This window comes from Chitinophaga tropicalis (assembly GCF_009758205.1).
Taxonomy (GTDB): Bacteria; Bacteroidota; Bacteroidia; order Chitinophagales; family Chitinophagaceae; genus Chitinophaga; species Chitinophaga tropicalis.
In genome coordinates this window covers 30,158-50,258 of the sequence record NZ_WRXN01000017.1, presented here as the reverse complement: position 1 = coordinate 50,258, position 20,101 = coordinate 30,158, and the positions used below count along the sequence as shown (strand labels likewise).

At 44.7% G+C, this 20,101-nt stretch carries 17 protein-coding genes; 5 read left to right on the top strand and 12 right to left on the bottom strand.

What is annotated here, in order from left to right; translation table 11 throughout:
• Window positions 1-2: 2 nt before the first annotated feature.
• From GO493_RS26890 to metG, 4 genes are all read right to left on the bottom strand, one after another.
• On the bottom strand, window positions 3-281 hold the full coding sequence (locus tag GO493_RS26890; RefSeq protein WP_157309334.1) for a type II toxin-antitoxin system RelE/ParE family toxin: 279 nt from the start codon (window positions 279-281) through the stop codon (window positions 3-5).
• A gap of 246 nt (window positions 282-527) precedes the next feature.
• Complete coding sequence (locus GO493_RS26885) at window positions 528-2,063, bottom strand: serine hydrolase domain-containing protein (RefSeq protein ID WP_157309333.1); 1,536 nt, start codon at window positions 2,061-2,063, stop codon at window positions 528-530.
• Between the two features lie 131 nt (window positions 2,064-2,194).
• On the bottom strand, window positions 2,195-2,578 hold the full coding sequence (locus tag GO493_RS26880) for a GreA/GreB family elongation factor (RefSeq protein ID WP_157309332.1): 384 nt from the start codon (window positions 2,576-2,578) through the stop codon (window positions 2,195-2,197).
• Between the two features lie 409 nt (window positions 2,579-2,987).
• Window positions 2,988-5,063 (bottom strand): methionine--tRNA ligase, encoded by a 2,076-nt coding sequence (metG, locus tag GO493_RS26875; protein ID WP_157309331.1) that lies wholly within the window; start codon window positions 5,061-5,063, stop codon window positions 2,988-2,990.
• Window positions 5,064-5,209: 146 nt separating this feature from the next.
• Between metG and GO493_RS26870 the strand changes: the two genes are divergently transcribed.
• Entirely contained in the window at window positions 5,210-6,121 is a 912-nt protein-coding gene (locus GO493_RS26870; protein WP_157309330.1) for a S66 peptidase family protein, read from the top strand.
• A 7-nt stretch (window positions 6,122-6,128) separates the two neighbouring features.
• On the opposite strand, the gene GO493_RS26865 is transcribed toward GO493_RS26870, so the two are convergent.
• From GO493_RS26865 to GO493_RS26855, 3 genes are read right to left on the bottom strand one after another with little or no spacing between them, the layout of a single operon-like run.
• Window positions 6,129-6,938 (bottom strand): alpha/beta hydrolase, encoded by an 810-nt coding sequence (locus tag GO493_RS26865; RefSeq protein WP_157309329.1) that lies wholly within the window; start codon window positions 6,936-6,938, stop codon window positions 6,129-6,131.
• A gap of 1 nt (window position 6,939) precedes the next feature.
• On the bottom strand, window positions 6,940-7,752 hold the full coding sequence (locus GO493_RS26860; RefSeq protein ID WP_157309328.1) for a HesA/MoeB/ThiF family protein: 813 nt from the start codon (window positions 7,750-7,752) through the stop codon (window positions 6,940-6,942).
• Window positions 7,753-7,770: 18 nt separating this feature from the next.
• Window positions 7,771-9,135, bottom strand: a complete 1,365-nt coding sequence (locus tag GO493_RS26855) for a sensor histidine kinase (RefSeq protein WP_157309327.1) — start codon at window positions 9,133-9,135, stop codon at window positions 7,771-7,773.
• Window positions 9,136-9,614: 479 nt separating this feature from the next.
• On the opposite strand from GO493_RS26855, the gene GO493_RS26850 reads away from it, so the two are divergent.
• Window positions 9,615-10,169 (top strand): YqgE/AlgH family protein, encoded by a 555-nt coding sequence (locus GO493_RS26850; protein WP_157309326.1) that lies wholly within the window; start codon window positions 9,615-9,617, stop codon window positions 10,167-10,169.
• A 655-nt stretch (window positions 10,170-10,824) separates the two neighbouring features.
• Here the strand turns inward: GO493_RS26850 and atpC are convergent.
• Complete coding sequence (atpC, locus tag GO493_RS26845; protein ID WP_157309325.1) at window positions 10,825-11,076, bottom strand: ATP synthase F1 subunit epsilon; 252 nt, start codon at window positions 11,074-11,076, stop codon at window positions 10,825-10,827.
• A 26-nt stretch (window positions 11,077-11,102) separates the two neighbouring features.
• Window positions 11,103-12,605, bottom strand: coding sequence for a F0F1 ATP synthase subunit beta (gene atpD / locus GO493_RS26840; protein ID WP_157309324.1), 1,503 nt, complete (start codon window positions 12,603-12,605; stop codon window positions 11,103-11,105).
• Between the two features lie 606 nt (window positions 12,606-13,211).
• On the opposite strand from atpD, the gene GO493_RS26835 reads away from it, so the two are divergent.
• Window positions 13,212-14,555, top strand: a complete 1,344-nt coding sequence (locus tag GO493_RS26835) for a DUF6600 domain-containing protein (RefSeq protein ID WP_157309323.1) — start codon at window positions 13,212-13,214, stop codon at window positions 14,553-14,555.
• Between the two features lie 6 nt (window positions 14,556-14,561).
• On the opposite strand, the gene GO493_RS26830 is transcribed toward GO493_RS26835, so the two are convergent.
• Both GO493_RS26830 and GO493_RS26825 read right to left on the bottom strand, forming a co-directional pair.
• Complete coding sequence (locus GO493_RS26830) at window positions 14,562-15,074, bottom strand: GNAT family N-acetyltransferase (RefSeq protein WP_157309322.1); 513 nt, start codon at window positions 15,072-15,074, stop codon at window positions 14,562-14,564.
• 38 nt (window positions 15,075-15,112) lie between these two features.
• A complete protein-coding gene (locus GO493_RS26825) occupies window positions 15,113-15,718 on the bottom strand; it encodes a hypothetical protein (protein WP_157309321.1) in 606 nt (201 codons plus the stop codon).
• A gap of 55 nt (window positions 15,719-15,773) precedes the next feature.
• Between GO493_RS26825 and GO493_RS26820 the strand changes: the two genes are divergently transcribed.
• Window positions 15,774-16,973, top strand: coding sequence for a hypothetical protein (locus GO493_RS26820; protein WP_232539126.1), 1,200 nt, complete (start codon window positions 15,774-15,776; stop codon window positions 16,971-16,973).
• A gap of 28 nt (window positions 16,974-17,001) precedes the next feature.
• On the opposite strand, the gene GO493_RS26815 is transcribed toward GO493_RS26820, so the two are convergent.
• Complete coding sequence (locus GO493_RS26815; RefSeq protein WP_157309320.1) at window positions 17,002-17,880, bottom strand: response regulator; 879 nt, start codon at window positions 17,878-17,880, stop codon at window positions 17,002-17,004.
• A gap of 307 nt (window positions 17,881-18,187) precedes the next feature.
• Between GO493_RS26815 and GO493_RS26810 the strand changes: the two genes are divergently transcribed.
• Window positions 18,188-20,092, top strand: coding sequence for a DNA polymerase III subunit gamma/tau (locus GO493_RS26810; protein ID WP_157309319.1), 1,905 nt, complete (start codon window positions 18,188-18,190; stop codon window positions 20,090-20,092).
• Window positions 20,093-20,101: the final 9 nt, after the last annotated feature.

Sequence of the window (20,101 nt, the reverse complement as noted above, 5' to 3'; positions counted from 1 at the left end):
TTTTAATGATAATCAATATAATCGATCAGGCGGGCATTCCCTTCTTTAAAATAGAATGTGATCCTACAGTTATTCTTAACAGTGACCGCCCAATGTTCTCTTAAATTCCCTTTTTGCGGATGAAGGTCTAAACCCGGAAAATTCATATCACTTATTTTTTCTGCCCTGTTTAATGCTTCCAGTATAAACTTTATTTTCCTGATCTGATCGGAAGGCAGTTTCGAAGTATCTCCACCGGTCCAGAATAATTTCAACCCTTTGTGATGAATTCCCTCTATCATACGAATATACCATGTTACGTAACACGTAACAATTATTTTTTTTCAGGATTAACAAATAGTATCAATACCTGGTCTGAACAGCTTAAAAGCCGTCCGTTCAGGGTTTGCTTAACCAATCAATAAATTTAAAAAGGGAATAAAAACAGAATTATACAGACCTGAATTGTCTGATGTACGACAAGAATTGATCGTCAGATCACAATATTATGCAATAATGCTGAAACAAATATTTATTACCAGTTTTTTTTATTTTAATTGCGTCATTATTTTTTCCATCGCCATCCTGCCTTCTTTATTTTCAGGATTAAGATCAAGCGATTTCTGGTACATCAGCAAGGCCTCCCGTTTCCGGCCAGTGTCTGCCAATGCTTCAGCATAGCTGTCATAGGTATTATAACTATGTGGGAATAAAAGTGTATTGATCTTAAACGTTTCTATGGCATACGTTTTACAATCCTTAAATGTGGAAAAATAGAGGAACTCATATCCCAGCCTGTTCATTTCCTGCTCACTGAAATAATAATGCGTAGTATCATCCTTAAGTGTATTAAAACAGGTGGCTGCATTTTCAGCTCCTCCATGTATCATAGCCTGTGCATAGACCTCTGTCAGCGATATTTTTGCATCACCGGCAATAGCGGGATAATCATGTAACAGGTTGAAAGAAGACGTTACTACTTTTCCAAAAGCCTTTCCGGCAGTATTGTCGAACGCTATAACAGTCTTTCCTGATTCCAGGTCCCGGCAATAAAAAGTAGCTAATCCTCTTTTAAAGCCACCATGTCCGGCAGATTTCCCTATTCCCGGTTGTTCAAATAATTCCCATCCCAGGCCATAACTTCCCCTGCCCTCTCCTTCCATCGTATCCATACGCTCGTCCAGGGACTGACCATCGTTGAGCTTCACCGGCGTTAATGCTTCCTCTACAGAAGCCTTATTCAGCAGCCGGCCTGAAAAGAATGCGTCATCAAACTTCAAAAGATCTGTTGTGGTAGTGATAATATCTGACGCTCCGGCAGCTGCGCTGTTATTATACTCAGTATAACGGTACCTTTCCACCTCATAAGCAGGGACATATGCAGTATCAAATAACCTGACCCTGGTATGGGAAACTGCAATGGCGCTATCTGCAAGACGATATGATGTGGTGGGGAGATAGGTATCGGACATCTTTGCGGGACGGAATATGTGATCTGCCAGGTAATTGCCGAAGCTTTGTCCGCTTAGCTTTTCCACCAGCAGGGCCAACAGGCTGTAATTAGTATTACAGTATGAAAACTTATCTCCCGGGTTAAAATACAATGGCATATTCTCCTTTATAAGCGTAGGTATAATGATATCGTTATGTACCACGGTATCCGGGAACTGTTTAATGAGATTTTCATAAAGTTCAAGATCTGGCAGGCCGGAAGTATGTGTAAGCAAATGCCGGACAGTTATCTGCGGATAAGGGAAATCTTTAAAATACTTTTTGAATGCATCATCCAGCTTTAATCTGCCTTTTTCTTTCAGTTGAAGAACAGCTGTAGAAGTAAAGACTTTGGAGATAGATGCAAGGTTAAAATGTGTATCTGCATGGTTCTCTCTTCCCGAACGGAAATCTGCATAACCAAAAGATCTGTTATAAATGATCCTGCCTCTTTCTGCGAGTAAAACATTTCCGTTAATAGTTTCTTTCAAAGCCACTTCATTGAAATAAATATTCAGCTTTTCAAGCCTGTGCTGGGCAGCAATACGGATAGCGGGAAGTATGATCAATACAAGGAAAACAAGCCTTCTCATGGCAGCGTCTATTTTGAATGCAATACTACCAAAGAAGGAAAAGTGCGGGGATTAAATGTGACAGAACAGGCGGAAATAGTGACAGAGAAAAAGCTCTCCTTAACGTTTGCCAGGGAGAGCTTCGGGTATATTTATGCCTGCACCACATTCAGCACTGTAAACTTTCTCATACCGGCAGGCATCTTCCATTCTACCTCATCACCTTTCCTGAACCCTATCAGCGCAGCTCCAAGCGGAGCCAGTATTGAGATCTTCTTTTGTTTAATATCAGCATCTACCGGCATTACTATCCGGAAATCAGATACTTTGCCGGATGAGGCTTCTTTTACACTTACAAGGGAATTAAGGCGGATAGTATAGGGGGGTAAAGCATCTTTATCCACAACAATGGCCCTGTTTAATTCATAAGCAAGTGACATGGTGTTTGTATCGTCCACACTTGTTCCTGCAAACTGTTTCAGGAGTTTATAATCTTCTTCACAGAGAATAACCGGGTTCTTAACATTTGTTCTCATTTTAATAGGTTTTTTGTTGAAAAATATACGCGCACATGCTGAAGAGCATATACAAAAGGAATAGTCTTATAACCCCGAACAGCAATAAATTCTTCTATCTGATGTCCGGGGAAAAAGTACTGAAGTCTTTAAAAGTTGAATAGAAATACTGTTTTGCGAAGGAGCGGTGTATAACAGGAAATGCAATGGCATGCGGGGGTTGACCGGCGTAAAGCGAATCTTTACGCGGATTGTTGTTTGAATGATATGTAATGCATACCAGCATGTTATAGCGAATATAAGAAATAACCTTGTTTCGGAAATGTTAATAGTACTTAAAAAAAATGCTTTTGCCATTCAGCAAAAGCATTTTTTTTGAGTGAAGCTTAACCAGCCTCCGGCCGGTTAAGTTATGTTTATTCAAATTAGCCTATCTCACTTCACTGCCCGGCGCTACTGCTGCATCCGGGTTCACGAACACCAGTTTGCCGGTGGCATCTTCAGCCATCAGTATCATGCCCTGGCTTTCAATACCGCGCATTTTACGGGGCGCTAAATTAGCTACCAGTGTCACCTGTCTGCCAATGATCTCTTCCGGTTTAAAATGTGCTGCAATGCCCGATACAACTGTCCGCTTTTCTGTGCCGATATCTACCTGGAGCTTCAGCAGTTTATCTGCTTTCTCTACTTTTTCGGCAGAAAGGATAGTACCTACCCGCAGGTCCAGTTTTGCGAAGTCGTCGTACTGAATTTCCGCCTTCTCTTCTTTCGGAGCTGCTGCAGGTGTAGCAGCAGGAGCAGTGGGTTTAATCAGACCTGCGTGTAATTTATCTACCTGTTCTTTTATTTTGGCGTCATCTATCTTGGTGAAAAGATATTCAGGCGGGCGCAGGGAATAACCAACGCTTACCAGCTTCAGGCTGCCTGCATTTTCCCATTCCAGCATACGGTCCACCACTTTCAGCATATGGCAGATCTTCTTAGCGGTGAAAGGCAGGAAAGGATTGATAAGGATAGCCAGGTTGGCGGTCAGCTGTAAGCAGAGGTGCAGACAGTTATCAATCTCTTTCTGGTGCTGCGCCTGCAGTTCCGGTGTTTTAGCCAGCAGCCAGGGGCCTTTTTCCTGCAGGTATTTGTTACCCTCACGCGCTACATTGATCACTTCTGCCAATGCTTCACGCTGGCGGAAGTTTTCAAGGGAATCTTCTATTTTCTGTCTGGAAGCAAGGAGATTTGCCAGCAGGGCATCATCTTTTTCGTCTTTCAGCTCCTGGTGGAAAGCAGGTACTTTACCGCCGCACAACTTGTGCATCAGTACCATAGTACGGTGAACAAAGTTGCTGAAGATATCTACCAGCTCACTGTTATTACGTTGCTGGAAATCTTTCCAGGTAAAGTCGTTATCCTTTGTTTCGGGGGCGGTGCTGCACAGCACATACCGCAATACGTCCTGCTGATCAGGGAAATCCTTCACATAGTCGTGCACCCATACTGCCCAGTTGCGGGAAGTGGACACCTTTTCGCCTTCTATATTCAGAAATTCGTTTGCCGGAACGTTTTCAGGCAGAACAAACCCGCCATGCGCTTTCAGCATTGCCGGGAAGATCACGCAATGGAACACGATATTGTCCTTACCGATAAAGTGTACCAGTTTGGTATCGTCTTTACACCAGTAATCAGCCCAGTCCGGGGTCAGTTCTTTAGTGGCGGAAATATAGCCTATAGGGGCATCAAACCATACATACAGCACTTTCCCTTCTGCATCAGGCAGGGGTACTTTTACGCCCCAGCTGCTGTCTCGGGTCATGGCGCGGCTTTGCAGGCCGTTATCCAGCCAGCTCTTACACTGTCCGTATACGTTGTTTTTCCATTCTTTATGACCTTCCAGCAGCCATTCTTTCAGGAATGGTTCATAGTTCTGAAGAGGCATGTACCAGTGTTTGGTCACTTTTTTGACCGGGGTGGCATCGCTGAGGGTAGATCGGGGGTTGATCAGCTCATCCGGGCTCAGGGAGGTACCGCATTTCTCACACTGGTCGCCATAGGCACCGGGATTACCGCATTTAGGGCAGGTACCTACAATATAACGGTCTGCCAGGAACACTTTGGCCTTTTCATCGTAGAACTGCTCGCTTTCTTTTTCCTCGAACAGGCCATCGTCGTACATCTTTTTAAAGAAAGCGGCGGCGGTTTCATGATGTACCTGGTTGGTGGTACGGGAGAAAATATCAAAAGAGATACCCATATCTGTAAAGCTGTCAGAGATGATCTTATGATATTTATCTACAATATCCTGGGGCGAAACGTTTTCTTTCATAGCCTTGATGGTGATGGGTACTCCGTGTTCGTCCGTTCCTCCTATGAACTTTACATCCGCTTTCTTAGCGCGCAGATAGCGCACGTAAATGTCTGCGGGAATATAACAGCCTGCCAGGTGACCAATATGTACTGGTCCGTTGGCATAAGGCAGTGCCGCTGTTATTAGATATCTGTTAAATTTTCCCATGTTCGCTTAAAGAATGCTTAAATAATCGAAATTCTGTTTTTGCTTTTGGAAGAGCGAAAAGTATTTATCAACTTAGCCCTGTCGGGGTATAAATACAATTTGTTATTCACCCAAATAGTCAGCAAAGGTAAATTAAAGCTACAACAATGAAAATTCCGCCATACCTTAAGAAAGGTGATCTTATCGGCATCACCTGCAGCAGCAGTAAAATGGACCTTCAGGCGGCAGAATATGCTGCGGGAGTGATCAGTTCCTGGGGATTCAGGGTGCATATGGGCATTACGGTAGGCACCAGTTTTCATAATTTTTCCGCTCCGGACGAGCTGCGGCTGGAAGAGCTGCAGGATATGCTGGACGATCCGGAGATCAAGGCCATCATCTTTGGCCGCGGTGGTTATGGAATGGTATGTATACTGGACAAACTGGATTTCAGCACTTTCCGCAAACATCCCAAGTGGCTTTGTGGTTACAGCGATATTACTACCCTGCATACGCACATTCACCAGCGTTATGGCATTCCTACCATTCATTCTATGATGTGTGGCGGGATCACACCGGATACGGCTGATAATAAGTACGTTGACAGTCTCAGGCAGGCGCTGAAGGGGAAAACGTCCAAATACAGCTTTGATCCGCATGAGATGAACAGGGCCGGTAAGACCAGCGGTAAGCTGCTAGGCGGCAACCTGTCCCTGCTGGCCAACCTCTCGGGCACTCCCTCCCAGCCGGATACCAAAGGAAAGATCCTGTTGCTGGAGGACATCGGTGAGTACAGGTATAATGTAGACCGTATGATGTATAACCTGAAACGCGCCGGCTGGCTGGATAAACTGGCAGGCCTCATAGTAGGTTCGTTTACAGACGGTAATGAGACCGATACGCCGTTTGGCCAGACAGAATACGAGATTATCCACAATATGGTGAAGGACTATAAATATCCTGTAGGATTTGGTTTTCCATCTGGCCACACGGCAGAAAATTATGCGCTGAAACTGGGAATGACCCATGAGCTGCACGTTACAGGAAAGCAGTGTAAATTATTGCAGCGTGATGAATAACTGCTGATCAGTTCAACGCTTTATCCAATGCCTGGTGAAACTGCGGATACGCGTCCAGGTTATTATGATCAGCACCATTAATAACAATGAACTGATCGCCTGTTTTCAGCAGTTTCTCCAGTTTTTTCCCTGATTCCAGCGGTATTGTATGGTCGTCAGTACCATGAATGATGGTAATGGGCGCCGTTACCCTGGGCAGGTATTCGTTGGTAGGGAATTTATATTCCAGCATGAGCCCGTAAGGGAAAATAGGCGCCAGGCGCATAGCCATATCCGTCATGTTATAGTAAGGCGCTTCCAGCACAAGCCTCCTGCAATCTCTTACAGTGGCCAGTTGCGCGGCAACGGCTGTTCCGAGAGACCTTCCATAGATGATGATGCTATCAGGTGAAAATGATTTACGTGCAACCTGGTACATCCTGAGCCCGTTGGCATACATAGCTTCTTCTGTCAGCTTTCCTGTGCTTTTCCCGTAGGTGGGATAATCCATCATCAATACGCTGTATCCATTGCGGACAAAATCTTTCGTTTTGCCTGCATATTTAGAGATGTTACGTGCATTGCCATGAAAATAGATCACTATACCGCGTGGCTTATCAGCTTTGAACATGACTGCACTGAGAAGTTCCTTATCGTTGATACGGATATGTATCTCCTCAAAAGGAATGTCATAGCTGAATTTATAGTCGGCCGCCAATGGCACCGGATGAAAGATCAGCTTCTTCTGGAACAGGTAAAGAGAGGCCCCTGCCAGTAAGTAAAGGGCCAGTAAATACGCCAGTATGCGGCGAATATTGATCTTGCGTAAAAATTGCATATCAGTCTTCTATATCGGGTAGTATTTCCATACCATAATCTTCTGCAGTCAGTACGCCTTTTTCTCTCGTTTCCGCCAGGATATCCCTGTTGGGGCTAAGTGCGCGCACATTATAAGAATTATGCAGATAGTTCATGCTATAAAATTTGTTGGCCAGTCCGTCGGGAACACCGGCAATATATTTCAGTACTTCATTCACTATCATCATACCTGTTGCGCCATGTGTAACACCAATGATGCCTGCGTCAAAGTTACGGTGCTCATCTATCAGGTCTGTGCTGCAACGGTAGGATGCCGGTGCTTCTCCGCTGGCGGGTGCAATGTTGAAACCGGCCCACCAGGATACCCAGTTATGTACTTCTCCTGTTACAAAAGGTTTTCCGTGGGCAATGCAGGCGTCATTGATCACAAGGTGAGTGGGAATATGTTGAGAACAGTCGATCACGAGGTCCATACCTTCAAGCAACTGTACTATATTCTGCGGTTTTACCTGCAGCAGTAAGGGGTAATGTTTTGTGAAAGGGTTAGAGGCCCAGAGGCGGCTGGCGGCCATTTTTGCCTTGTGCTTGCGCAGGTCCTGCATCTGGTAAACGGGTTGCCTGTGCATATCTTCATCCTGTATCACGCCATAGTCTGCAATGCCTATCACTCCTACTCCGCTGGCGCTGAGATATTGTATTACCGGGCTTCCTAACCCACCCGCGCCTACTACCAGTATTCTTGTTTCTTTCAGTTTCTCCTGCATGGCTACTCCCATACCGGGAACAGCTATTGCGTGTTTAAAGTGCGCTAGTTCTTTTTCTGTCAATGCCATAGTAAGTTGAGATTGTAATTATTCCTGCGGGAACTCCATAGTAAATTTGCTGCCTTTACCTACTGCGCTTTCTACTTTTATTTTGCCTTTGTGCGCATCTACAATAGCTTTCACATAACTGAGCCCCAATCCAAATCCTTTTACGTTATGCACATTACCTGTATGTGCACGATAGAATTTTTCAAAGATACGTGAAATCGTATCACGGCTCATGCCTATACCATTATCGGTGATAGTTATAACCAGGCTCTTACGTGTGCTGTAGGTTGAAATTATTACTTCGAGATTCTGTTTGGAATACTTTATGGCATTGTCCAGCAGGTTGAAGATCACATTAGAAAAATGTACGTCATCTGCTTTAATGATCGGGTTGATGGCATCCAGCCTCAGTTCTACCTGCCCATTCTTTGCCGCCAGCTGCAGCTGCAGGTTTTCAACGGTATGTCTGATCACATCATGTACATCCGTTACCTGTAGATTGAGCCCTATTTCATTCTTCTCCAGCAGGGCAGATTGCAGAATGCTTTCCACCTGTTTGTTCATCCTTTTATTTTCTTCCTTGATGATGCCGGAGAAATGGCGGATCTGATCTTTATTGGTCATTACCCTGTCATTGCCTATCATATCTATGGCCAGTGAAATAGTGGCCAGAGGTGTTTTCAGCTCATGCGTCATGTTGTTGATGAAGTCTGATTTGATCTCAGAGATCTTCTTCTGGTTCAGCATGGTGCGGATGGTGAGGATGAATGCGGTGATGATCACAGCGGTGAAAAGCAGGCCACCGGCCATCATTCTGCCGAGAGAAAGTATGAGGGACAGGTTGTTCTTTGGTTGCAGCACCAGCAGGGTCTCTGTATCTCCGGTCACGTATTCAAAACTGTTGAGCAGCGGCACATACTGGTAGAGGTAGTCCATGCTGTCTTTCGTTGCATTCTCTACCATTTTTGTAAACCCGTTGGATTGCATCTTGACGGCTCCGTTATTACCAAAATAACCTTTTCCGAGGATGGCAAACTCAAAAGTAGTGTCCAGGTGCTGATTGCGCAGTCTTGAAGCGACAAGGCGCTGTACCTCATCTGTAGTAAAACGGTCGCTTACGTTCATCTCATAGTTGATGCTGGCAATCTCGTATTTATCAATAGCCAGTCCTTTATCAGTGGCCCTGATCTTGGCTCCGTCCACCTTCAGACGCATAGGTGGGCTTTTACGGGCCATCATTTCTTCACGTACTCCGTTCAGTACGTCCACAACACGTTGTTCCTGTTGCTCACGGCGTAAGATGTAGGCGTTATATATCCAGTTCACCTGGATATAAATGATTCCCAGCAGAGACAGTGTAATTAACACCACAATGATGGGAAAGACTTTCTTCAGTGGTACCATGCTACGTTTAAAGTAAAGAGCACAAGATACTTACAAACAGTAAGGGTTCCAGCGCATAAATTGTTAAATTCCATTGCTTGCTATAGCAACATTAATACAAAATTAATACTGTAAAAGTGCTTACAGCATTGGCTTTAAGAATTAAGCATCACTTTAACGTAATTTTAACTGCGAAATAATACTTGTATTTGCAGTTCTTTCTGTACATTTGCTTTATCAAACTGGTACTAAATTTGATGTACTGGATTGGAATAACAAAGTAATTTAAACTTTCTACATACATCGACATTGGATTCGATCCATAAGCGATTTAGATTTTGGTTGATAAAATGGTAAGGAGGCTTTCTAGCCTCCTTTTACTTTTATGTGTTTTTTGGGTTTTACGTTCCTTCTGCTGCTTTTCTCAGAAAAATCTTTTCTCCCCTATAATACTTGATCTCAATTAGTTAAATTTGGGTAAGTGATAAAATTGATTGTGTATGGTTTCTCTGGCGCCCGGTATATTACTTATAGCTGACCCGTTCCTGAAAGATCAAAACTTTGCCCGTACGGTGGTATTACTCTGTGAACACCAGGAGAATAAAGGCAGTTTTGGTTTCGTTATCAACAAACCTTTTGACCAGAAATTGAGTGACCTTGTTCCGGACGTGCTTCCCGGCAATATCCCGGTTTTTTATGGCGGTCCGGTACAGATAGATACCATCCACTTCATACACCAGCAACCAGACCTCATTAAAGGCGGTTTTGAGATCATGAAAGGCGTTTATTGGGGGGGAGAGTTCGACACGGTGGTAGAGCTTATAAACAGCGGCCGTCTGGACCCTAATAAGATCAAGTTCTTTATAGGATATTCGGGATGGAGTGGCGGACAGCTTGAAAATGAACTGAATGAGAAATCATGGATACTTTCTGAAAGCAATACTCATATAATTTTTGAAGAAAAAAACCAGAACGTCTGGCCTCAGGCGTTGAAGAACCTTGGCAGCAACTTTGCTATCATGGCCAATTTCCCGATAGATCCCCTTCTTAATTAGTAACGTGTATACTGTACCGTACCGGGAATATGGTATATATATATTCCATTGTGGAAAAAAAAGCAGAAAAAATATTGATAGCCTACCCTCTGAGGGCCAACGACTAACGTCTGCGCCTGCATTTCCTCTGCTCAAAACAGTAGCAGCAACCGAGGATATTTAAAAAAATTCGAATATCTTGCTTGGGCAAAAGAGTAATGTAGTCAGAGCAATCTATTGTTGTGCCCCTGTTTACAGACATCGAAGAGAAGGAATATTTAACCGAGTAAACAATACCTATGAAGGACAAACCATTATCGTTTAATTCCTTCCTGGATATAAATAAATAATTTTTTGGAACAACTTAAATAAATCACTGAGACCTTGTTAATCAGGGTCTGTGCTTTGTTTTAAACGGCTTGGAGAAAAACATAATCTACCATAAGATATTCATTTTCATAGGAACAGGCCCAATGGCTGTTGCTGGATTTTTCCGGCGCAGTGTGGGTCCTGATTTGTGCAACGCCCTGGCCAGTAATCATGCTGCGCTTTGAACAGGGTTATTATTAATTAGATTGGAATAGTTAGGACAAAAAGAAGGCCGGGTAATCCTACCCGGCCTGTTATTTTAAGATAAGGTATCAACTGGATGCTGATACCCTATCCTGGATGTTGTTTATAATGCGCTTGCGCCTTCTACCAGCACAGTGGCTTTATTTCTCAGCACTTCTACAAAACCACCTTCTATGTTATAGAATTCGCTGTTTGTTTTGTCTTTCAGCACCTTCATTCTGCCTTTACCCAGGGCGGCAATTAACGGAGCATGCTTGTCCAGCACTTCAAACAAACCGTCTATGCCGGGCAGCTGCACGCCGTAAACTTCGCCGGAGTACAGTTTCTTTTCAGGTGTTAATACTTCTAATAACATATTAAAAGTTAAGAGTGTGAAAAATCTTAGTTCTTGGCTGCTTCCAGCAGTTTCTTACCTTTCTCGATAGCGGCTTCGATGTTACCTACCAGGTTGAATGCTGCTTCAGGATACTCATCTACTTCACCGTCCATGATCATGTTAAAACCACGGATAGTTTCTTCGATCGGAACCAGTACACCTTTCAGACCAGTAAACTGTTCTGCTACGTGGAAAGGCTGAGACAGGAAACGCTGTACACGGCGGGCGCGGGAAACGGTGAGTTTATCTTCATCGCTCAGCTCGTCCATACCAAGGATCGCGATGATGTCCTGCAGCTCTTTATAACGCTGAAGGATCATTTTCACTCTCTGGGCGCAGTTATAATGTGCTTCACCTACTACAGCAGGGCTGAGGATACGTGAAGTGGATTCCAGCGGGTTCACAGCCGGATAGATACCAAGGTCGGAGATCTTACGGTCCAGTACAGTGGTAGCATCCAGGTGGGAGAATGTTGTAGCCGGAGCAGGGTCGGTCAAGTCATCCGCAGGTACGTAAACGGCCTGTACGGAAGTGATTGAACCATTTTTGGTAGAGGTGATACGCTCCTGCATCAGCCCCATTTCTGTAGCCAGTGTAGGCTGATAACCCACCGCAGAAGGCATACGGCCTAGCAGCGCGGATACTTCGGAACCTGCCTGGGTGAAACGGAAGATGTTATCTACGAAGAAGAGGATATCCTTACCACCACCTGCAGTACCATCGCCATCACGGAAATATTCAGCGATAGTCAGACCAGACAGAGCAACGCGGGCACGGGCGCCGGGCGGCTCGTTCATCTGACCGAATATAAAGGTAGCCTGAGATTTTTTCAGACCTTCCATATCTACGGCTTTCAGGTCCCATCCGCCATGTTCCATGGACTCCTGGAATTTCTCGCCATATTTAACGATGCCAGCCTCGATCATTTCACGCATCAGGTCATTACCTTCACGGGTACGCTCACCCACACCGGCAAACACGGACAAACCTTCATAACCTTTCGCGATGTTGTTGATCAGCTCCTGGATCAATACGGTTTTACCCACACCAGCACCACCAAACAGACCAATCTTACCACCTTTTGCATATGGCTCGATCAGGTCAATTACTTTAATACCGGTATACAGTACTTCTGTATCGGTAGCCAGATCTTCAAATTTTGGTGGTTTACGGTGAATAGGATAACCATTGCTGCTGTCAACATCACCCAAACCGTCGATAGCCTCACCTACCACATTAAACAAACGGCCTTTGATGCCATCGCCCACCGGCATTTTAATTGGAGTACCTTTATCTACCACAACCATTCCCCTCACGAAACCATCTGTCGAGTCCATTGCAACGCATCTAACGCTGTCTTCACCCAGATGCTGCTGCACTTCCAATACTACTTTCTGACCATTTTCGCGGGTAATTTCCAGTGCGTTGTAGATTTCGGGCAACTTCCCTTGAAAGTGGACGTCCACCACGGGACCGATAATTTGCTTGATCTTACCTGTGTTAGGCATATTTTTAAGAGGTTTATAAATGCTTAAAATGAGCGGTTTGTTAAATTTGCCGCAAAGGTAATTGTTAATAGGGGAAAATCAAAAAATAGTCATACGCTATAGTTTATACACCATAGACGATACAAACCAGTTCGATTATATAGTAGGTGAAGAATGTAATATGCAATATATAACATTTTAATATAAGGATATTTCTTCTGACAAAAATGCATAAATCCATTTTCCCTGACAAGGACTTTCCAAATGATCTTCATCAGTCCGCTGCATTTTACGTGTTTAAACACCTAAATGTGAAGATTTTGCTAAAAAAAGTCTTCCAAACTACCTCAAGAATAGCCATAGCAAAGGGATTAATCTATTCGGCACAATACTTGTTTTAGATGAAGCAAGCTAACATCTGACACCGTTACATCCAATCTTATAGATGCTCCAGGCCAGCTAAAGCGGTAACATTGATCAATCGTTATTCAGGTACCACACATTATTAACATATTAAAATTAATATCATTCTGTAATCCAAGCAGACACTGAGCAACATTTCATTTTCATTTCGGAACAATGGACAATTTTACAAAAGGTAACCAGATACCCTTTAAAACGAGCAATATGAAAAACATAAAAAACTATATAAAAAAGAATCATTTCACCCTTGCCATTGCAATGGCGGCCATTGCGGTTATACCGGGCATGTCCTGCGCTACGGCACAGCCATACGGCTACTACCAGAATGATGCCTACCAGGGTGGACAGGTATCCGTTAACGGATTCTACGATGCGCTGAGCCCGTATGGACAGTGGATCAGCTATGGTAGTTACGGTCAGGTGTGGATACCGAATGCAGGCCCGGATTTCCAGCCTTATTCAACAGCAGGTCACTGGGTTTATACCGATTACGGATGGACCTGGATGTCTGATTATGACTGGGGATGGGCGCCATTTCACTACGGCCGCTGGACATTTGACAATGCCTACGGATGGATGTGGATACCAGGTACCGAATGGGGACCGGCCTGGGTGAGCTGGAGGAATAGTGCAGATTATTACGGATGGGCCCCTCTTGGCCCTGGTATGACAATAGGCGTGAGTGTGAATATACCTGTATCATACTGGTCATTTGTGCCCTGCCGGTATATTACCAGCCCTTATGTGAACAGGTATTATGTGGACCGAAGCTACCGTACCAACATCTATAACAATACCACAATCATTAATAATACTACCATTATCAATAACAGGACCTACTACCGTGGCCCTGCCACCAGGGATGTTGAAAGATATACCAACGCCAGGGTACGTGAGGTACGTATAGCTGACAGCGACCGTCCGGGCCGTGCAGTAGCTACACGTGACCAGGTAAGGATCTATCGTCCGCAACCGGCTGCTTTACGTCAGTCTTCAAGAGGCAGTACCTTCAGCAACGGCAATAATGACAGGAATACCTTTGACAGGCCTAATACTCCGGGAAGAGCGATCCGTGATAACAACAATAATAACAACAGACCTGACTGGAATAACAATAACAATGTTAACAGACCGGATAACAGAAATAATAGCAACAGGCCTGTATGGAATAATAACAACAATAATAACAACGTCAGCAGACCAGACAATAACAATAACAGGGTGGACCGCAACAGGAACAATGTCTTCCAGCCATCTACTCCTAATACACCTGCTACATCTGCACCGGTTTACACTCCGAGACCAGATAATAACAGGGGTTCCGGTGTAGAAAGAGCCAACAGGGCGTTTGACAGACCGGCACCGGCACCGGCAGCTCAGCCAAGGACAATGCCGGCACCCAGCAGACCTGTTCAGCAGCAGCCTGTAATGCGTCCTCAACCTCAACCTCAGCCTCAGGCACAGCCACGCTCAATGCCCCAGGCGCCTGAACGGTCATCCAGCCCGGCACCATCAAGAGGGGAAAGGGGATCAAGAGGTAACAGGTAATAAACATTACCAGCCATAGACTTCACGATAAATTTCAGTTTTTATTTTTGAAAAGGTATGTTCCTCCGGGGACATACCTTTTTGCATTAGCCACATAGATAGCGGCTCTCCACCTGCCAGGTACGGTGGCTGAAGGTAAGTGTACGGGTAAGCGGTGAATCCCAGCTTTTCATAAAAACGGATCCTTCTGACAGCATCCGGTGTATCCGGAGGTTCTACTTCCAGTATCAGCTGTGGAAATTCCTTCTCCAGCAGTTGCATCACACTCCCGCCAATGCCGCTACCTCTGCTGCCGGGATCGACAGCAAAGTGTTCTACAAAAATGAAATCAGTTAACTGCCAGTAGAAAATAAAGCCGGCAAAGATGCGATCTTTCTCTATAGTTGATAACTGCAGCGCTCCCCTGTCAAGCAGGAGCTGCTGTGCAGGCAGCAACCGGCGTTCTTCCGGGGGGAAAGACTGTTCATATAATTTTGCAACATGGGAAGCAATACCGGTTTGGCTGTGTAAGGATAACATCCCGGCAAAAGTAAATTTCTTTTGGGCCGGCTGAAAATTTAATCGGTCGGCGTACACAAATACGGATCAGGATTTCCTGCCGGCGCTGGTTTGTTGAATGCCCAGCAAAAATTCATAGACTGGCTGGTAATACTCAACAGCTTCAGTTCCACTTTCTGTCCTTTACGGCTGCCTGAAGCTTTTACGGATTTTGTGCCCTTGGCGGGTACGTCATTGATAGTATATTCTTCTGTTTTAAACACATCTCCATTTCCTCTCATGTATTGTACAGACACCACCACATTATCCAGTGGATATTCGGTCTGGTTCCTTACAATAACCTGCAGGTCTTTGATCCCTCCCAGGAACCCGGTACGGTAATCGCTTGTAGTAACAGCAATGAACTGTTTCCAGTTACGGCGGTAATAAGTACGCCGCTCAACAAAAGTTCCCTGTGTACGCTGTTGTACTTCCCTTCTGTTCTCTATCTGCTGTACAGATTGATTATTAATATCCAGGGAGTGACGCAGGTCACGGTTCTCGTTGATCAACCGTTCATTCTGGTTCAGGACGTCCTTTACACGCTTCTGCTGCCTGGAATAACTCAGCACTAAAAATACCAGCAGGAAAATAATTATGATAATATATGTTGCATTGTGCCTCATAGCAAGCGAGACAGAAAAAATAATGCCAGAGTACGGATACTGAAAAAAGCTATTTTTGCACACATTCAAAATAGTCTCTATGGAACTGGTGATCGTAACTAGTGAAAAAACAGCCCGTCAATTCATCGAAGTACACGTTTTATTGAATAAACGGTATCCGGAATGGATACGTCCGCTGAATAAGGATATTGAACAGGTATTCGACCCGGAAAAAAATAAAGCGTTCCGGCATGGAGAATGTGTACGCTGGCTGCTGAAAAATGATAAAGGAGAATTGATAGGTCGTATAGCAGCATTTGTCAACAAAAAATACAGGACCAAGGGAGATACCCAGCCTACCGGTGGCGTTGGCTTTTTTGATTGTATAAACGACCAGGCTGCTGCCAATCTTTTATTTGACACTGCCCAGCAATGGCTGAAAGAAAAAGGGATGGAAGCAATGGACGGCCCTATAAACTTCGGGGAAAGGGACCGCTGGTGGGGCTTATTGGTGGAAGGGTTTCACGAGCCATTGTACTGCATGAACTACAACCCGCCCTATTATAAACAGCTGATGGAGAACTACGGTTTCCAGCCCTTCTTCAACCAGTACTGTTATGCCATGAGGGTAGATCAGCAGTTACAGCCTAAGTTCTTTGAACGTCATGCAATGCTGAAGAAAGATCCAGGGTATAAAGCCAGGTATATTGAAAAGAATAAACTGGAGAAATACGCAGAGGACTTCACCATCGTCTACAATAAAGCATGGGCAGGACATGATGGTGGAAAAGATATTACCAAACAGCAGGCGTTAAATATCTTTAAGCAGATGTCTGCCGTAATGGACCCTAAAATAGTATGGTTCCTGTATTACAATGAAGAACCTATCGGTTGCTGGCTGAACCTTCCCGAGTTAAACCAGTTCTTCAAACATATGAATGGAAAATTTGGCTTGCTGCAGAAATTGCATTTCTTCTGGCTCAAAATAACCGGACAGTGTACAAAATTTTCAGGAGTAGTATTCGGCTTGGTGCCTGAATTCCAGGGAAAGGGGGCTGATTCCTTCCTGATAGTAGAGGGAGCGAAAGTCATTCAGCCAAAATCACACTATAAAGAATATGAATTACAATGGATAGGGGACTTTAACCCGAAGATGATGAACGTGGCAGAGAGCCTGGGAACTTCCCGCAGCCGGCAGCTGGTCACTTACCGTTACCTGTTTGACAGAACAAAAGAATTTAAAAGACATCCTATCCTGGAGTTTAATAAAAAGTAAAAAGAGGCTTAAAGCCTCTTTTACTTTTTTACACAGATCGTTTCACAGGAGTATTTTCTGTAGTAAGATGTCTTACTATTGTATGATAGATATCTTTTTCCCTGAATGGTTTCAGCAGGTAATCATCAAACCCTGCAAGACGGAATTCCTCGGTCTCCGGCATTGTAATATCTGACGTTAATGCCAGTACGGGCACGCGTGCTTTCAGGGGGTCCTTATCCGCACGTATCCTTTTTGTCACATCAATGCCTGTCATCCGTGGCATTTGCAGGTCCAGCAGGATCATATCATAATGATTGGCCATGAACAATTCATATGCTGCTGCACCATCTGTTGCTTTATCAAAACGGCATTGCCAGCGGGTAAGTATTTTATCCATGAGCAGGAGGTTCATTTCCTGGTCATCTGCTACCAGTACATATTTCCCTTTCATGAAATCACTGTTCATCTTATCTATTTCCCGCTGTGTAATGATCATGGTTTGCGGTACAGGTGGCTGAACGGGAGGCGCTTCCCCCGTTGCATAGACATGGTCAAAGATCTTCATCAGTTCTACCGCAGCATCGTCCACAACTTTTAATAGTTCATGCTGATCATTCAAAAGTGGCGTATGCCGCAATTGTTCACTGAAACCGACTACAGCGGTCAATGGGGTACGTACCTGTTTACTGAGACGGGTAAGTTGTTCCTGCTGGCTTGTAGCCTGTTGTATAATCTCCTGCTCCAGGTTGCGCAGTTTTCTTTTCAGCCTGCTGATGTAATATGCTGCTGCTATCAGTAGTGCCAGGAGGACCAGGCTGGCTGTAAGGGATACAACAGCAAGGGGCATTGCAGAGAGTACAGGATTCCCTGATGCGAAGATCATTGAAACAAGCACGTATGTGGTGCCGGGGGCTAGTGTATGCATCTGAAAATTAAAAAACTGGCGTATGTAATAATCTTAACATCAGCGCTCAACGTGTTCCAAAGCTGGTCTTTCTATTGGATATGATTATGGTATAAATTTAACCAAAACAGATGAAATTTAAAACTTTATGTATTCGCACATGGTAACTTTCACTGTTTATAGCTGGTGAAAGGAGCAACAAATGTTATAAATTCACTGGTCAATCATTCATAATATATAACTACTTGTCATATTAGTAGCATGAGTGAAGCTCATCAGACTATGGACAATTTTCTGTACTTTCGGCCTTCGCGAATGCGTTGTTTATATGGAGAATTTTATCGTTTCAGCCCGTAAATACCGTCCACAGAATTTTTCAACCGTAGTAGGACAATCACATATTACGACTACTCTTAAAAATGCGATCCGGAACAATCAGCTGGCTCACGCCTTTCTGTTCTGCGGTCCGAGAGGGGTAGGTAAAACCACCTGTGCCCGTATCCTGGCCAAAACAATCAATTGTGAGAATCTCCAGCCTGACGGTGAAGCCTGTAATCAATGTCATTCCTGTACGTCTTTCAATGAAGGCAGCTCTTTTAACATTCATGAGCTGGATGCTGCTTCCAACAACTCGGTAGACGATATCCGTACGCTGGTAGAGCAGGTACGTTTTGCTCCGCAGGCAGGTAAATACAAGATCTATATCATAGATGAGGTTCACATGCTCAGTTCCTCAGCGTTCAACGCATTTCTGAAAACGCTGGAAGAACCGCCCTCCTATGCCATCTTCATCCTGGCTACAACAGAAAAACACAAGATATTACCTACTATCCTGAGCCGTTGTCAGATCTTTGATTTCAAGCGTATCACCATACAGGACACGGTAGATCACCTGCAGGAGATCTGTCAGAAAGAACATATCCAGGCAGAGCAGGATGCTTTGCACCTGGTAGCTCAGAAAACGGATGGCTGTATGCGTGATTCCCTGAGCACACTGGATAAGATCGTCAGTTTTACCGGTGGCCGGCTCACTTATCAGAATACGCTTGAACATCTGAACATACTGGACTATGACTATTTCTTCAAGGTCATGGACGCGGTGTTGCAACAGGATGTAGCTAATGCCCTGCTCATCTTCGATGAAATATTACAAAAAGGATTTGAGGGTGATAACTTCCTGAACGGCTGGGCAGAGTTTCTGCGTAACCTGCTGATGTGCAAGGAAGAAAGAGTATTGCATCTGGTAGAAGTATCGGGTAATCTGAAGGACAGGTATAAACAGATGTCCAGCAAGCTGAGCCCTTCTTACCTGATCACGGCACTGCACCTGCTTAATGAAACGGAGATCAACTACCGTATGGCGCGCAATAAAAGGCTGCACGTGGAAATGGCGCTGATAAAGCTCTGTTACCTTCAGCAGGCGGTTACACTTGTCAGCGATGATCAGACCGGAGAGGTAGTAAAAAAAAAACTGGTAGCTGACGGGGCGGCCCCTCAGAAACTACGGGCTTCCTTCGCGCAGCCTGCTCCAGCCGGCAAATCTCCGGCAGGGCAACCCGCTACTACTGCGTCTATAGCCGCTAATGAAGCACGATTAACAATAGAAACACCGGCTGCAGTGCCTCAGCAACCTGTTCAGCAGCAGCCCCAATACCAACCACAGCCTCAGCAACCGGCTCAGTATCAGCCGCAACCAGAGCCAATACAACAGGTTCCGGTTACGGCAACGGCAACAGCTGCTCCGGCTGCAAAACCGGCACAACCGGCTGGCCCTCAGCCCAAGCTGACAGGCCTGGCAGCTATGAAAGAGGCGCTGGCAGCCAGACAGCAGGTACATACTGTACAGCAAAGCATTCCTATTACACTGGGCGCCCTGCACGTCTACTGGGAGGAATTTATAGATAAGTTCCGGCAGGCAAACAAAATGACGGTTGTCAGCAATTTACAGCTGGCTACTATTTCCCTGCCGGGTACCGAAGAAATAGCTATTACAAGCAGGAATATTGTACAATTCCGTTTCATGGAAGAAGAAAAGCTGGCTATTTCAGCTTTCTTCAAGGAAAAGTTTCACAATCCGGCTATTGTGCTTACTTTACAGCTGGATGAAAGCCAGCAGACACAGGACATTGGTCCTGCTCCGTTATCCAGCCGCGAACAGTTCCAGCTGATGACGGAAAAATATCCTTTAGTGAAAGAGCTGAAAGACAAGCTGAACATGGAGCTTGATTTTTAACCACAGTAC